Below are 14,908 nucleotides of genomic sequence, written 5' to 3'. Positions count from 1 at the left end.
GTATGCGCATGGGTGCTTATATTATTAAACGTCTGTTCTTGATTATTCCGACATTGTTTCTGATTTTATTGATCAATTTTGTCGTGGTGCAAATTGCACCGGGTGGACCAGTCGAGCAAGCTATTCAGCAGGCAGAAAGTTTTTCAGGTGTAAAAACCGGGGGAGAAACTGCTTCTGTCAGTACAGATACCCATTATCAGGGTGCGCGTGGTCTGACGCCCGAAATGGTCGAAAAAATTAAGGCGCAATATGGATTTGATAAGTCTGCACCAGAACGTTTTTGGCTGATGTTGAACGGATATTTGCGTCTTGATTTTGGTACCAGTTTTTTTAAAGATAAACCTGTTACGCAGTTACTGTTTGAGAAAATGCCGGTCACCATTTCTTTGGGGTTATGGAGTACTTTGCTGATTTATCTGATTTCAATTCCGCTTGGCATTCGAAAGGCACGCCAGCATGGATTAATCTTTGATAAGTCGACATCTATTTTGCTGGCGATTGGTTATGCGGTACCTACTTTTGTATTTGGAGTGCTGTTGATCGTATTTTTTGCGGGCGGTTCATATTTTCAGTGGTTTCCACTGCAAGGACTGGTTTCGGAAAATTTTCAGAATTTGAGTTTACTCAATAAAATAAAAGACTATTTCTGGCATATGGCATTGCCTTTAACCACCATGTTGTTGGGTGGATTTGCAGGCTTGACCTATCTAACCAAATACGCCTTTATGGAAGAGCTAGGAAAGCAGTATGTGCTGGCAGCACGCGCCAAGGGTTTAAGTGAAACGCGGGTTTTATACGGGCATGTTTTTCGAAATGCCATGCTGATTGTGATTGCGGGTTTACCTGAAGCATTGATTGGTATTTTCTTTGTGGGAAACCTGTTTATTGAAATTATTTTCAATTTAGATGGGATTGGTTTATTGGGTTTTGAAGCGATTACGCAGCGCGATTATCCAGTGATTTTTGGCACGTTGTTTTTATTTACTTTACTTGGGCTGCTGCTCAGACTGGTCAGTGATGTGCTGTATCAAATCATCGACCCAAGAATCAATTTCGACGCGCGAGGAGCAAAATAATGTCTCCAGTGATGCAGCAGCGTCTTGCACGTTTTAAACAAAACCGGTTAGGTTTTATCTGCTTAATTGTTTTTGCAGTGATTTTTGTACTGGCGATTTTCTCTGAATTAATTGCCAACGACAAACCTTTGGTGGTGAAGTATCAACAATCCTATTATTTCCCAGTGATCCAGTCCTATCCAGAAACAACTTTTGGCGGGGTCTTTGAAACCGAAACAGATTATAAAGATCCAGCCGTACAGCAACTCATCGATCGTGATGGATGGGCACTTTGGCCTGTGATTCCATTTTCATATCAAACGCCTAACCTGGAGCTGGCTGTGCCTGTGCCATCGCCTCCGTCGCAGCAAAACTGGCTGGGGACAGACGATCAGGGCCGTGACGTATTGGCGCGTATTTTATATGGCTTGCGCGTGTCTCTTTTATTTGGATTTGCCTTGACTCTCTGTGCCGCCTTTATCGGAATTTTGATTGGGGCACTACAGGGCTATTATGGTGGCTGGGTCGATTTGATTGGTCAGCGGGTGCTAGAGGTGTGGGGCGGATTACCCATGCTGTTTATGGTCATGATCTTGGTCAGTATGTTTACCCCAAGTGTCTACTGGTTATTTGTGATCATGCTGCTGTTTGGCTGGACGGCATTGGTGGGGTTGGTGCGGGCTGAATTCTTGCGCGCTCGAAATTTTGACTATGTACGCGCTGCACGTGCTTTGGGCGTAGCTGATCGGACCATCATTTTCCGGCATATTTTACCCAATGCCATCAGCTCAAGCCTCTCCCAATTGCCGTTTATGCTTACTGCCAATATTACTGCGCTAACGGCACTGGACTTTTTGGGCTATGGTTTACCTCCAGATGCTGCATCATTGGGAGAACTGCTGCTACAAGGGAAAAATAATCTCAATGCACCGTGGCTGGCGCTCTCTGGCTTTTTTACGCTGGCGCTGGTTTTGTCATTATTGATTTATGTCGGAGAGGCCACGCGTGATGCATTCGACCCAAGACGCTAATACTCCATTATTACAGGTTGAGCATTTACGCATTGCGCTAGATGCTCATCAGCTTTTAGTCGATGACTTAAGCTTCGACTTACACGCTGGGCAAACCTTGGCAATCGTGGGGGAAAGTGGCTCTGGTAAATCGATTAGCAGTCTGGCTTTATTGGGTTTACTTCCAGAGCAGCTTCAAATTTCGGGCACTGCACATTTTCACGATCAGAATTTATTTAAGCTCACAACTCAAGCGTTACAGCAGCTTCGGGGCAGTAAAATTGCCATGATTTTTCAAGAACCTATGACTGCACTGAATCCGCTGCATCGAGTTGAAAAAATCGTGGGTGAAATGCTCAGACTTCGTGGCTGGTCAAAAGCACGTGTTCGTGCGCGTGTGATTGAATTGCTCAATAATGTGGGAATCCCAGAGCCAGAGCAAAAGCTTAGACGTTATCCGCATGAGCTGTCTGGCGGGCAACGCCAGCGCGTCATGATTGCCATGGCACTGGCACAACAGCCTGAAATTTTGATTGCCGATGAACCCACCACAGCGCTTGATGTGACCTTACAAGCGCAAATTCTGGATTTGCTCAAGTCATTGCAGCGCCAATCTGGTATGGGATTGATCTTGATCAGTCACGATCTGAACTTGGTAAAACGCTATGCCGATGACGTGATTGTAATGAATCAAGGTCGGGTCGAAGAACAGTCTACAGCGAAAGAATTGTTTGAGCGACCACAAACAGCTTATACACGTCATCTGCTAGATCACGACTTTGGACGTGCGCTTCCGATGTCATCTGATCAAGAAGTTTTAGGCGTTCATCATCTTTCGGTGAAATATCCGCTTCAAAACAGATTATTCTGGCGAACTCAAAATTACTTTAGTGCACTGGCACCGCTGAGTTTTCAGCTTCAACAAGGCAATACCCTTGGGATTGTGGGAGAAAGTGGTTCGGGTAAATCCACACTGGCACTGGCGATTACGCGATTGATTGAAAGTGATGGCGAGATTGTATTTCTTGGAGAAAATCTGAATCAACTGAAAGAAAGCCAACTGCGGCCTATTCGTCAATCGATCCAGATGGTATTTCAAGATCCGTTTAGTAGCCTGAATCCACGAATGAATGTTGCACAAATTGTTGGAGAGGGGCTGGCATTAAAGCGTGTTGCCGCACATGAGCGAGAAGCATTGATCGATGCTGCACTTGAAAAGGTTGAGCTAACACCAGCGTTTAAGCATCGTTATCCACATCAGTTATCTGGCGGGCAGCGACAACGTATCGCTTTAGCAAGAGCGTTGATACTTCAGCCAAAACTGATTGTGCTGGATGAACCGACCTCAGCCTTAGACCGCACCACACAGCGCGCGATTGTAAAGTTGCTACGCCAGCTTCAAGCAGATGAACACATCAGTTATGTGTTTATCAGTCATGATTTACAAGTGGTCAGGGCGCTTTGCCAGCAGGTGATGGTGCTCAAGCATGGCACCGTGATGGAATTTCAAGACACTGAAACTTTATTTGTTTCACCACAAACGGACTATACCCGGCAGTTGATTCAAGCCAGTCAGTATTAATAATTTGACAATATATGTTGTCAGTTTGTCGGTTTTGGCTTGACAGTAGGCCTGTTTAAACTAAATTGATAAGAAAACAGATACAACTTGCCGAGCAATGTCATGAATCAAATCGCTGAGCCACTTAAAATACGCAATACCACTTTTAAAAACCGAATTATCAAAGGTGCGATGAGTGAAGCACTGGCCAATGAGGCAGGTCAGCCAAATACCTTACATTACGGACTCTATGAAGCATGGGCCAAAGGTGAGTTGGGTTGTGCCATAACGGGTAATGTGATGGTTGATATTCGTGCCAAGAATGAGCCAGGCGTTGTGGCCATTGAAAATGAACGTGATCTGGCTCAGCTTAAGCACTGGGCACAAATTGGTAAACAGTATGGCATGGTGCAGCTGATTCAACTTTCGCATCCGGGGCGTCAGTGTCCAAAAGGTTTAAACAAAGAAACCGTAGCACCATCGGCAGTGCCATTTAGCGCCGCATTGGCACCACTCTTTGCAACACCGCGTGAACTTCGCCACGACGAAATTGAAGAGATTATACAGCGCTTTGCCAAAGCAGCTTCCGTGTGTGAGCAAGCAGGTTTTGAAGGCGTGCAACTACATGGTGCGCATGGTTATTTGATCAGTCAGTTTTTATCGCCACTCACCAATAAACGCCAAGATCAATGGGGAGGCAGCATTGAAAACCGTATGCGCTTCTTGCTTGAAATTTACCGTGCGGTACGCGCGGCCACATCTGAAGATTTCATTATTTCAGTCAAACTCAATTCAGCAGATTTCCAGCGTGGCGGTATTACAGAAGAGGATGTGATTGCTGTCTTTAAGGCAATTGATGCTGCGGGTATCGATATCATTGAAATCTCTGGTGGGAGTTATGAAGCACCCGCAATGGCCGGAGTAAAAGCAGATAAACGTAAAGCCAGTACCATTGCACGTGAAGCTTACTTTTTAGATTTTGCAGAAAAAATTCGTCAGCATGTGTCATGCAAACTCATGGTGACTGGTGGCTTTCGTACAGTTGAGGGAATGAATGCAGCTTTAAAAAGTGGTGCATGTGATTTTATCGGGATTGCGCGCCCATTTGCAGTAGAGCCTGATTTGACGCAGCGTCTTATTGCAGGGCAGGATGTAAGATATGCAGTGAAACCGATTAAAACTGGCTTACCTTTTGTTGATAAGATGGCCATTATGGAAATTATCTGGTACGCCGCGCAGTTTAAAACCATTGGAAAAGGCAAAACGCCAAATCCAAAACTATCGCCTTTATTGGTCTTTCTAAATTATGCCAAAGGCAATATTAAAGCGGTCATTCAGGGACGTGTGAATTCGAGAAAATCTGCATAAGTCATTTTAAGGGTTTTAGGTCTAATTAAGATTTAAAACCTAAAATAAAAAAAGCCTCACATTTTGTGAGGCTTTTTTTATGATCTTAATGATCGAATTTGGCGTCCCTACGGGGATTCGAACCCCGGTTACCGCCGTGAAAGGGCGATGTCCTAGGCCTCTAGACGATAGGGACTTATAGTGAGGCTGTATCTGAAATTGGCGTCCCTACGGGGATTCGAACCCCGGTTACCGCCGTGAAAGGGCGATGTCCTAGGCCTCTAGACGATAGGGACGTTTCAGAGGTGGGCGTATATTAGGTTTAATTCCTGAGTCTGTCAAACTGTTTTCCTAAAAAAAACTGTAATTTAGCGATGAGTGTTTAAAAATACCGCGTTTCATTTATTTTGAATCAAAAAATCAAACATAATGAATGAATTTTGAGCTGAATATCGTTTAGCGGCTCTGACAACTTTCGATCAGTGCTTTGAGCACCTCAATATTTTGCAAATAACCAAAAATCTCATGTGGATGTGCACTCGATGTCGAAATTTCATGATTCAAAATAGGTGGATCAAAATCGAATGGGGGCTTTTCAAGTGGAAACGCTGTGAGAAAATCATCGTGAGAATAAAAATTATGCCATACACCATGTAGACATTCGGGGTAACTGATCGGCTGTATGAGGTGTTGCTGAATGACACGAAACGCCAGAGGGGAGCCAAGTGTAATAAAGCCTTGGATATTCGAGATATTACACATTTGGCGTAGCAGATTATAGGCAATCACCGATCCTAAAGAGTGCGCCACAATAATACACGGTTGCTGAACAGGAATACCAATACGTATACGTTGATGAACACGTTGCATGAAGCTTTGATTTGCTAAATAACAATAAGTTTCGATCAGAAATGTATGCATTAGCTCTTCATGTAATGTTGGAAAGTGATCTAGAAGTATCATCAGTTCTTTTAAAGATTGATCTTTTGCAGTCAAGCTCTCATCAAGCAATTTCTTCTTTATCATTGCTAAATCAAATAGATATGCATGCCCACTGGTTTGTTTTTCTTTAAAAAGGGCGAATGAGGGAATATGAAGATGAGCAGGCAAGTGAAGTGAGAGCAGTGATTTAGGTAAAAAGGTATCGAGGTCAAGGCGATTGCTTAAATGAAATTGGGTCAGTAAATCGCCATAAAAAGGAAAATGCAACTGATGTGAGTCGAATTGAAACAACAAATGATTCTGGCTTAGCCCATGCTTGAGCACGCTGAGCCAGTGCTTACGTAGGCTCTGTGCATTCAATTGCTGCTGATTCATACCATGAATAAACACAATATGCATAGTGATACTTTTTATGGCCTATAGATTGAGCTTACATCAAAAAAATGTAGCGCTTTGTGTGGCTTGTTGAGTTGAAGTGTTGATTCAAAATCTGGCACTACTATTAACCGTAATCCAGATAAAGCGCCGGATCTGGATAAAGCGGTTCTACAATACGCTCAATGACGGAAGGATGTTGTAGGTAGCCAATAATTTCGTGCGGACGATTGACAAAGGTTGAAATCAATTGATTCTCAATTGGAGGATGAAAATCGAATGGTGCCTGATCGAGAGGAAAGGTGGTGAGATAATCTTCTTGCGAATAGAAATTGTGCCAATCTCCTATAAGCGATCTAGGACGTTCTACTGGCATGTTGAGCTTCGATTGAATCACCTGAAAGGCCAGTGGTGAAGCAAGCGTAATAAAGCGTTGTACGCGTATGTGAGGCAATTGCTGTAATAGGTTGTACGCGATGACTGTACCCAGAGAATGCGCCACAATAATATACTCATCGTCGCTGTCAAAGGCAGATGCAATACGCTTGTGTACATCCTGCATAAAGTCTGGACTCGCCAGATATAAATACGCCTCAATAATCAGTTTTTGAATCACGCTTTCATGTAATTTGGGAAATTTGTTGAGCAGCACTACAAATTCTTTAAGTACGCGATCTTTGGCTAAATGTGAAAAAAGATAAAGTTTTGAAGTAAATGAAAGTTCTTCGTCGGTGTCAGATGTGAGTGAAATGAGCGGCTGGCTGTCATCTACAGGCTGAGATTCATCTGGAAGTAAAAAAGGCAGATGCCATTCTTGCCAAGTATCTCCAAGTAAATTGATCGGCTCAGTACTAAAACTGAGCATGTGCTTAAACAGTAAATCACCATAATAAGGAAAGGAGATATCCAGCGTATCGAGTTCGATGTGTTTTGCAGAATGATTCAGCCCAAGTTGAAAGATATTCAACCAGTAGTCTTGAAGCTGTGAGGCATCCATTTTTTGTTGCTGGGCGCCATGAACAAATACAATTTTCATCGTGATCAGGCTTATTTATTCTTATATTGACTTAAAATCTACAGAAGAATGATGCGCTAAACCAGTGATCTAAATAAAAAAAGTGTAGCGATTTTGCTACACTTTCCAATGAGTATTGTACCTTTTAACCGCTTTAGTTTTGATTACGGTAAAATATGTAGTGACTTAAATAACAACCCGCCACAAAGATCAAACAACCAATAAAACCGGGAAGCATTTCAGGATCAAGCGCCATACTTAAACCAGTAATCAAGCAAAATACAAATCCAAGAATCGGTAAAACTGGAAACAGCGGTGCAGCAAATTTGAGTTCAGATACACTGTGGCCATCTTTATACCATTGACGTCTAAAGTTGAACTGACTCCAGCAAATACTCATCCAGACAATTACCATGGTAAATGCCGCAACGCCCAGTAAATTTTTAAAGATAGTCTCTGGTGCAAACTGCTCAGACAATAGTCCCGGTATCGCACCAAACATCGTTACAATGAGGGCAATAATTGGCGTACCACTGGTGGTGAGCTTAGAGAAAATAGACGGTAATTGCTTTTGGCTCGAAAGCGACCACATCATACGAGAAGCAGCATATAAACCAGAGTTTGCAGCCGATAGCAGCGCCGTGATAATCACAAAACGGATAATATGGTCTGCATACGGAATACCAATATATTGAAATACCGTCACGAACGGACTATTACTCACACCATGATTGCCTAAGCCAGTTGCCTGATAAGGCAACAGTGCGCTAATGACCACAATGGTGCCCACAAAGAAAATGAGCAAACGCCAGATGGCTGCATTAATTGCTTTGGGTACATTGACTGCCGGATCTTTAGTTTCACCTGCCGCAACGCCAATCAATTCTGTGCCTGAAAAGGCAAAGTTAACAATCAGCATGGTCGCAAAAATAGGCATCAGACCTTGAGGAAACCAACCATGACTGGTGAGATTACTAAACAGTGGTGCGGTTTGATAGCCCTCAAAATGAATCAGACCAAAAATGGCCAATAGACCCAATATAATAAAGCCGATCACGGTCAGCACTTTCACCAGCGATAACCAAAATTCAGATTCGGCAAAAATATGCGTTGAGCTGAGGTTGAGTGCAAAAATGGTGATTGCAAAAACACTGGTCCAGATCCACATCGAGATATGGGGAAACCATTCTTGCATGAGTAATGCCGCGGCAGTAAATTCGGTACCTAGCGTGGCTGTCCATGTCAGCCAGTATAACCACGAAATCATGTATCCTGTGCCTGGCCCGATATAGCGTTTGGCATAGGCACCAAATGACCCAGACACTGGCATATGTACGGCAAGCTCACCCAAACACAGCATGACCATATATGCAATCAAACCGCCCAGCATATAGGCGATCACAGCGCCAATCGGGCCTGTTTGGGTAATCACTTCGCCTGAGCCTAAAAACAGGCCTGTGCCAATCGCACCACCTAACGACAGCATGACCAAATGACGAGTACTCATGGCACGTTTTAATGGAGCAGCACTGCTGAGTACTTGTTGGTCTGTAGAGTCTGGCGGCAGCATAGACAATATCGCTTCAAGATGAAAGAAAGCGCTATTTTAGTGAAAAAACTGAAATGTGCAATGCAGCATGAGTCAAAGAATAGACAGTGAGACAAGCAAAAAGAGAAATACAACAGAAAAATAAGATGGCGTCCCTACGGGGATTCGAACCCCGGTTACCGCCGTGAAAGGGCGATGTCCTAGGCCTCTAGACGATAGGGACGTTGCGAGGTGTGCGTATAATAGGAAGTTTCATCTGTGCTGTCAATTTGCATTGCAAAGAAAAAGGCAGAAATATGATTAAGTGAATAAAAAATAGCTAATTGTATGAATATTAGGCAGTTTTTAAAATTTAGTTGGTAGGTGACTGTTCAGTCGAAGTTTTCTTAGGTGCGTCATGCACGATATAAAGATAAAGCGCAGAAGGCAATAAAATGAGTATAGCGATCAAAATCTTTTTCAGCATGACATGTCTCGGTTTGAGCACAGGTAAACAGTATAAAAGAAAATGCAAGAGAGAAAAATAAGATGGCGTCCCTACGGGGATTCGAACCCCGGTTACCGCCGTGAAAGGGCGATGTCCTAGGCCTCTAGACGATAGGGACGTTGAGGATGGCGGTATCTTATTGATCCGCCACGAGTGTGTCAAGTAGATGAGGAGAGAGTTTGTTTAAAATATAGCAAAACAGTTCGGCTGTCTTTTGCGTATCGTATAGCGCAGAATGTGCTTCCTTGCCATCAAACTCAATGCCTGCCTGTATACATGCCTTGGCCAGTACTGTTTGTCCGAACGTAACTGCACTTAAGGTCACCGTATCGAATACCGAAAAGCTATGAAACGGATTTTGATTTTTAGTGCTGGTACGTGCAATTGCAGCTTGCAAGAAGCCCAAATCAAAATGTGCGTTGTGGCCTACCAGTACAGCATGAGTACACTGCTGTTGCTTACGCACTTCATGAATCGACTTGAATATACGCTTGAGCGCTGAACGTTCATCTTCTGCCATGGCCATGCGCATCGGATTAAACGGATCGATCCCGATAAAATCGAGCGAACGACGATCAAGATTTGCCCCTTCGAATGGATTGATATGGGCCTGATAGGCTTCACCCGGTACAAATTGACCGGCTTCATCATAGACGATTGGAATACAGGCGATTTCAAGCAACGCATCGGTATGCGCATTGAAACCCGCTGTCTCGACATCGACAACAACGGGCAAGAAACCACGAAAACGCTGACCAATCACAGGAAGAGTGGAGGTTTCTTGAGTCACACTTTTCTCCATTGAATGGTTTTACCTGCATAGAGTGGAATAATTTTTTCACCCTCAAGATAGTCCAGTTGCTCTGGAATCACTTGATCTTCTTTAACCAAGGTAATGGTCGAGGTGTTGCGTGGCAGGCCATAGAAGTCGGCACCAAAATGGCTGGCAAACCCTTCTAAGCGCTCAATCTTTCCAACCTGATCAAATGCCTGTGCATATAATTCGATGGCTGTCGGTGCACTGTAGCAACCTGCACAACCACATGCATTTTCTTTGGCATCTTTCGAATGTGGTGCGCTGTCGGTACCCAAAAAGAATTTTGGATTGCCGCTAGTAGCCACTTCAATCAAGGTTTGTTGATGCGTTTGACGCTTTAAAATTGGGAGGCAATAAAAATGCGGTTTGATCCCACCAACTAGCATATCATTACGGTTAAATAGCAGATGCTGTGGCGTGATGGTGGCAGCTACGTTGCGGTCTTGTTCTAAAACAAAATGCGCGGCTTCACTGGTGGTAATGTGTTCGAGTACCAGTTTAAGTTTTGGAAACTGTTTGAGTAACGGAGATAATACTTCGTCTAGAAAGCGCTTTTCACGATCAAAAATATCCACATGGTTGTGAGTGACTTCACCATGTAGTAATAGTGGTACCTGATGCTCTTCCATTTGCTCAATTACAGCATAGACTTTGCGAATATCGCTTACGCCATTATCTGAATTGGTGGTTGCACCTGCTGGGTAAAGCTTAATCGCGTTTACAAATTCGGAAGCTTTGATTTTTTTGACTTCGCTCGCTGGAGTTTGGTCGGTAAAGTACAGCACCATACGCGGATCAAAATGAACACCTTCTGGAACATGCGCCATGATTCGTTCACGGTAAGCCAAGGCTTCATCCACTGTTTTTACAGGTGGGACAAGGTTCGGCATACAAATCGCGCGAGCAAACTGGTTAGCTAAATCTGGAACAGTACGTTGAAGTGCGATTCCGTCACGTAAATGCGCATGCCAATCGTCTGGCTGCAGAAGAGTAATCGTATCCAAGGGAATTCAAGCTGCAAAATAAAACAGATGATAATGCAAAAGCCCTGAAAATGGTAACAGGAAATGCTTACAATTCACCTCAAATTGCTTCAAGTAACTGCATCTAAGCGGATTTTTAATCAAAAAGTTGATGCGTGCAGAAAAAATAAAAGCTGTCAGGTGACAGCTTTTATTTGAGATTTCAGACGATTATTTCGTTTTAGTCTCTAATTGTGGTACAGCTGAGCCTTGACCAATCGAGAGCAGGCCCGAGTTAGTATAAATGCCCAATTTTGCGCGTGTATCGGTAATATCCAGATTACGCATGGTCAGCTGGCCAATACGGTCCATTGGCGTAAACATCGAATCACCTTTTTCCATGGTTAAGCGTTCTGCTTCATAGGTTAGGTTTGCAGATTCAGTGTTCATGATGGTGTAGTCGTTACCACGACGTAATTCTAAAGTCACCGTACCCGTAATGGCTTTTGCAACCCAACGCTGTGCAGTTTCACGCAGCATCAATGCTTGTGAATCGAACCAACGGCCTTGATACAACAAACGACCTAAACGTAAGCCGTTGATGCGGTATTGTTCAATGGTATCTTCGTTGTGAATACCCGTCACCAGACGTTCGTAAGCAATATGCATAAGCGCCATGCCCGGTGCTTCATAAATACCGCGTGATTTTGCTTCGATAATACGGTTTTCAATTTGATCCGACATACCTAGGCCATGACGTCCACCAATACGGTTGGCTTCAAGAATCAATTCAACCGGATCTTCAATACGCTGACCATTGAGGGCAACTGGCATGCCTTCTTCAAAAGTAATGCTGACTTGTTCAGGCTGAATTTCAACGTCATCTTTCCAGAACGCAACACCCATGATCGGATCTACAATCTTGATACCGGCATCAAGGTATTCGAGATCTTTCGCTTCATGGGTTGCACCTAGCATGTTCGAGTCGGTCGAATATGCTTTTTCTTTCGACATTTTGTAGTCAAAACCATTATCGATCAGGAACTGTGACATTTCTGCACGGCCACCTAGTTCGTCAATAAAGGTTTGGTCTAACCAAGGTTTGTAAATTTTTAAGTTCGGGTTGGTCAGCAAACCATAACGATAAAAACGTTCGATATCGTTACCTTTGTAGGTCGAGCCGTCGCCCCAGATATTGACATCATCTTCTTTCATGGCAGTGACCAACATGGTCCCAGTAACCGCACGACCAAGTGGCGTGGTGTTAAAGTAAGGTACACCGCCAGTGCTGATATGAAATGCGCCACATTGGATTGCTGCAATACCTTCAAGTGCAAGCTGCAAACGGCAGTCGATCAGGCGAGCTTTAACGGCACCGTACTGCTCAGCTTTCTTTGGAATCGCATCATAGTCATCTTCATCGGGCTGACCTAGGTTTGCTGTATATGCATATGGTTCAGCGCCTTTTTGTTTCATCCACAATAGAGCAGCTGAAGTATCTAGACCACCAGAGAAGGCAATCCCCACTTTTTTGCCTACAGGTACATGCTGCAAAATGGTTGCATTATCAGTCATTACTAATCCTAACGTTTATAAAAAGACCTAAAATGATGGTCATGAGAATTCACAATGGCGGGTATTGTAGCACTTTTTTTTATTGATTTTTTCCGATAATTCACTCGACCATCTGAAAAAAAACAAAATTATGTTTTCGCTTAGAAGGCTGGCAGCAAAGGCTGCGCGGCGCAGGCTGCTCGCGATATTTTATAATAGCCACATTATACCTATGCAGATTTTTAGTTTACCTCAAGAGATTCATTTAACTCGATGAACTGTTTTTCAATCGGGGTGAATACGTGATCATGCCGTGCAACCAAATAGAGTCCAATATTACGATATTGATCTGGAAGCTCTTTGTAATACTGGATGTCGTATTTTTTTAACAAAGATTTTGCAATCATGGAAACACCCATTCCCAATTGTGTAAAATTTATAAGTGCTTGATAATCATAAATATGAACCAATTCGCCTTGGCTTAAATTACGCTCTGTATAAATTTTATTGAGTGTAGTGGCATAGCAGCATTCTTCACAGGCCAGCAGAATATTTTGATGATCAAGACAATCGTCTAGAGATTCATGATTGATCATATTTTTACCAATAATCACCAGTTCATCCTGTTCCTTTAAACGGTACTGAAGATGCTTGTGTTTGGGATGACCCAACACATAACCAAAATCGAGATGGCCTTGTGAAATTTCATCTTCAATAAAACCGGTCGATCCAGTTTTCATGGTCAGTGCCAAATCGGGATAGGCACTATATAACTGATTAAATGCAGGATAAAAACGCATTCCACCCAAGCTGGTATTGGTACCAAAACGTAAAGTGGAGTCTTGCTGTTGAATCTTGTTTTCGGTTTCTTCCCAAGTAAACATCATTTTTTTGTACTGTGTGTATAACTGCATGCCAGATTCGGTCAGTTCAACCCCTTTGGGTTTGCGAATAAATAGCTGACGATTATAGTGACTCTCAATTTTTTTGATTTTTGCGGTCATGTTGGATTGTAAATAATTCATTTTTTGTGCAGCGGCCGAAATGCTTTTGAGTTCAGCTACGTTTACAAAGGATCGGATATCATTAATATCAATATTCATGGCCGAACTCCGCATCAAAAAGAACCTAAGATGTATTTTTAGAGAGATGAATACAATAAGGTATTAAAAAAAATGATGCTCATATTAAAACATAACATTATTCATGATGTCATTTCTTTTCTATAATGACGCATGTTTGTTGTGAAATGGGTGAAAACGTGAATATTCGAGTCATCAGTGCCATCACACTGTTGTGCCTTGTTTGGGGATCATTATGGGGATTGGTCAAACACAGCTTACAGGTGTTTCCTCCATTTTTATTTATTTCCGCACGTTTGATTGTGGCTGCCCTAACCCTGATATTGGTACAGGCTTTACTGAAACGTTCGATTTTGCCTGCACGCCATGAATGGCGAAAAATGATTGTACTCAGTGTCTTGGTTTGTTTTGGATTTTATGCGACCCAAACCTTTGCCATGCAGTTTGTCGACTCAGGATTGTCGGCGGTATTGACTTTTACCATGCCAATTTTTGTAGGTGTTTTGGCGCATTTCTTACTGAATGAACGCTTGAATTTCCAAAAAACGTTGGGCCTGATACTGGGTGTGACAGGGCTGATCGCGATCATGTGGCCGCAGCTTAAACACATTCAATTTAATCTGTCGGTGGTGGGTGAGTTGCTGTTAATCAGTTCGGGTTTCTTCTGGGCCACGGCGACGGTATACATTAAGAAAGAATTTGCCGAGTATGACAAAATCAAGTTGACGATTTGGCAATTGCTTCTGGGGGCTGTGGTATTACTCGCTGGTGCACTTGCATGGGAACCTGTTGATTTGAATGTTTGGCTAGATCCATTGAATGCGTCAATCTTGTTCTATATTGCAATTGTTGGCACAGGATTTGCGTTTGTACTTTGGAACTGGATTGTGAGTCAGGTCGATACCTTTGTTGCTTCAATCTCGATTATGAGTATTCCGGTGTTGAGCTTGTGCTTTGGTGCGCTAATCTGGCATGAGCCTTTAACCATGAATATTGTATTGGGTGCGATTTGCATATGTTTAGGCATTGTGGTGAGCTCATTAAAGCTGGGTTCACAGCGACTTGCTGCCATTCAGAGTCATAAATAAACTCAAAAAACAGCTCTGTACAGCAGGGCTGTTTTTATAGATTTACTTGTAGATCAAACTGAAT

At 43.1% G+C, this 14,908-nt stretch carries 12 protein-coding genes and 4 tRNA genes; 5 read left to right on the top strand and 11 right to left on the bottom strand.

What is annotated here, in order from left to right; genetic code table 11:
- Nucleotides 1–8 precede the first annotated feature (8 nt).
- From yejB to Aso01_RS04940, 4 genes are all read left to right on the top strand, one after another.
- Nucleotides 9–1,076, top strand: a complete 1,068-nt coding sequence (gene yejB / locus Aso01_RS04955; RefSeq protein WP_004936257.1) for a microcin C ABC transporter permease YejB — start codon at nucleotides 9–11, stop codon at nucleotides 1,074–1,076.
- Nucleotides 1,076–2,086, top strand: a complete 1,011-nt coding sequence (locus tag Aso01_RS04950; protein ID WP_004936261.1) for an ABC transporter permease — start codon at nucleotides 1,076–1,078, stop codon at nucleotides 2,084–2,086. Before yejB ends, Aso01_RS04950 begins: the two co-directional genes overlap by 1 nt.
- On the top strand, nucleotides 2,064–3,647 hold the full coding sequence (locus tag Aso01_RS04945) for an ABC transporter ATP-binding protein (protein ID WP_004936263.1): 1,584 nt from the start codon (nucleotides 2,064–2,066) through the stop codon (nucleotides 3,645–3,647). Before Aso01_RS04950 ends, Aso01_RS04945 begins: the two co-directional genes overlap by 23 nt.
- A 102-nt stretch (nucleotides 3,648–3,749) precedes the next feature.
- Nucleotides 3,750–4,994, top strand: a complete 1,245-nt coding sequence (locus tag Aso01_RS04940) for an NADH:flavin oxidoreductase/NADH oxidase family protein (RefSeq protein ID WP_004936266.1) — start codon at nucleotides 3,750–3,752, stop codon at nucleotides 4,992–4,994.
- Nucleotides 4,995–5,093: 99 nt separating this feature from the next.
- On the opposite strand, the gene Aso01_RS04935 is transcribed toward Aso01_RS04940, so the two are convergent.
- The 11 genes from Aso01_RS04935 to Aso01_RS04885 form a co-directional block, all read right to left on the bottom strand.
- Nucleotides 5,094–5,169, bottom strand: a tRNA-Glu gene (locus tag Aso01_RS04935).
- 24 nt (nucleotides 5,170–5,193) lie between these two features.
- Nucleotides 5,194–5,269 (bottom strand) — tRNA-Glu (locus tag Aso01_RS04930).
- A gap of 160 nt (nucleotides 5,270–5,429) precedes the next feature.
- Nucleotides 5,430–6,314 carry a hypothetical protein gene (locus Aso01_RS04925; protein WP_004936269.1) on the bottom strand — a complete coding sequence of 295 codons (885 nt, stop codon included), beginning with the start codon at nucleotides 6,312–6,314 and terminating at the stop codon, nucleotides 5,430–5,432.
- Nucleotides 6,315–6,417: 103 nt separating this feature from the next.
- Nucleotides 6,418–7,326, bottom strand: a complete 909-nt coding sequence (locus Aso01_RS04920) for a lipase family protein (protein WP_004936271.1) — start codon at nucleotides 7,324–7,326, stop codon at nucleotides 6,418–6,420.
- Nucleotides 7,327–7,459: 133 nt separating this feature from the next.
- Complete coding sequence (locus tag Aso01_RS04915) at nucleotides 7,460–8,875, bottom strand: amino acid permease (RefSeq protein ID WP_004936274.1); 1,416 nt, start codon at nucleotides 8,873–8,875, stop codon at nucleotides 7,460–7,462.
- A gap of 126 nt (nucleotides 8,876–9,001) precedes the next feature.
- Nucleotides 9,002–9,077: transfer RNA gene (locus tag Aso01_RS04910), tRNA-Glu, on the bottom strand.
- Between the two features lie 306 nt (nucleotides 9,078–9,383).
- Nucleotides 9,384–9,459, bottom strand: a tRNA-Glu gene (locus Aso01_RS04905).
- Between the two features lie 18 nt (nucleotides 9,460–9,477).
- The gene (gene rnt / locus Aso01_RS04900; RefSeq protein WP_004936280.1) at nucleotides 9,478–10,143 is read right to left on the bottom strand and encodes a ribonuclease T; all 666 of its coding nucleotides are present in this window, start codon (nucleotides 10,141–10,143) and stop codon (nucleotides 9,478–9,480) included.
- Nucleotides 10,128–11,162: a dihydroorotase gene (pyrC, locus tag Aso01_RS04895; RefSeq protein ID WP_004936285.1), complete on the bottom strand. Its 1,035-nt coding sequence runs from the start codon at nucleotides 11,160–11,162 to the stop codon at nucleotides 10,128–10,130. Before pyrC ends, rnt begins: the two co-directional genes overlap by 16 nt.
- A gap of 189 nt (nucleotides 11,163–11,351) precedes the next feature.
- A complete protein-coding gene (gene argG, locus Aso01_RS04890) occupies nucleotides 11,352–12,695 on the bottom strand; it encodes an argininosuccinate synthase (RefSeq protein ID WP_004936287.1) in 1,344 nt (447 codons plus the stop codon).
- Nucleotides 12,696–12,916: 221 nt separating this feature from the next.
- Nucleotides 12,917–13,777, bottom strand: coding sequence for a LysR family transcriptional regulator (locus Aso01_RS04885; protein WP_004936290.1), 861 nt, complete (start codon nucleotides 13,775–13,777; stop codon nucleotides 12,917–12,919).
- Nucleotides 13,778–13,935: 158 nt separating this feature from the next.
- Here Aso01_RS04885 and Aso01_RS04880 point away from each other — a divergent pair, with 158 nt between their 5' ends.
- A complete protein-coding gene (locus tag Aso01_RS04880) occupies nucleotides 13,936–14,844 on the top strand; it encodes a DMT family transporter (RefSeq protein WP_039910036.1) in 909 nt (302 codons plus the stop codon).
- The last annotated feature ends 64 nt before the right edge of the window (nucleotides 14,845–14,908 follow it).

It is taken from the genome of Acinetobacter soli (assembly GCF_000760595.1).
Classification (GTDB): Bacteria; Pseudomonadota; Gammaproteobacteria; order Pseudomonadales; family Moraxellaceae; genus Acinetobacter; species Acinetobacter soli.
Note: the sequence above shows the minus strand (reverse complement) of the source record. Positions and strands in the feature narration are given on the sequence as shown.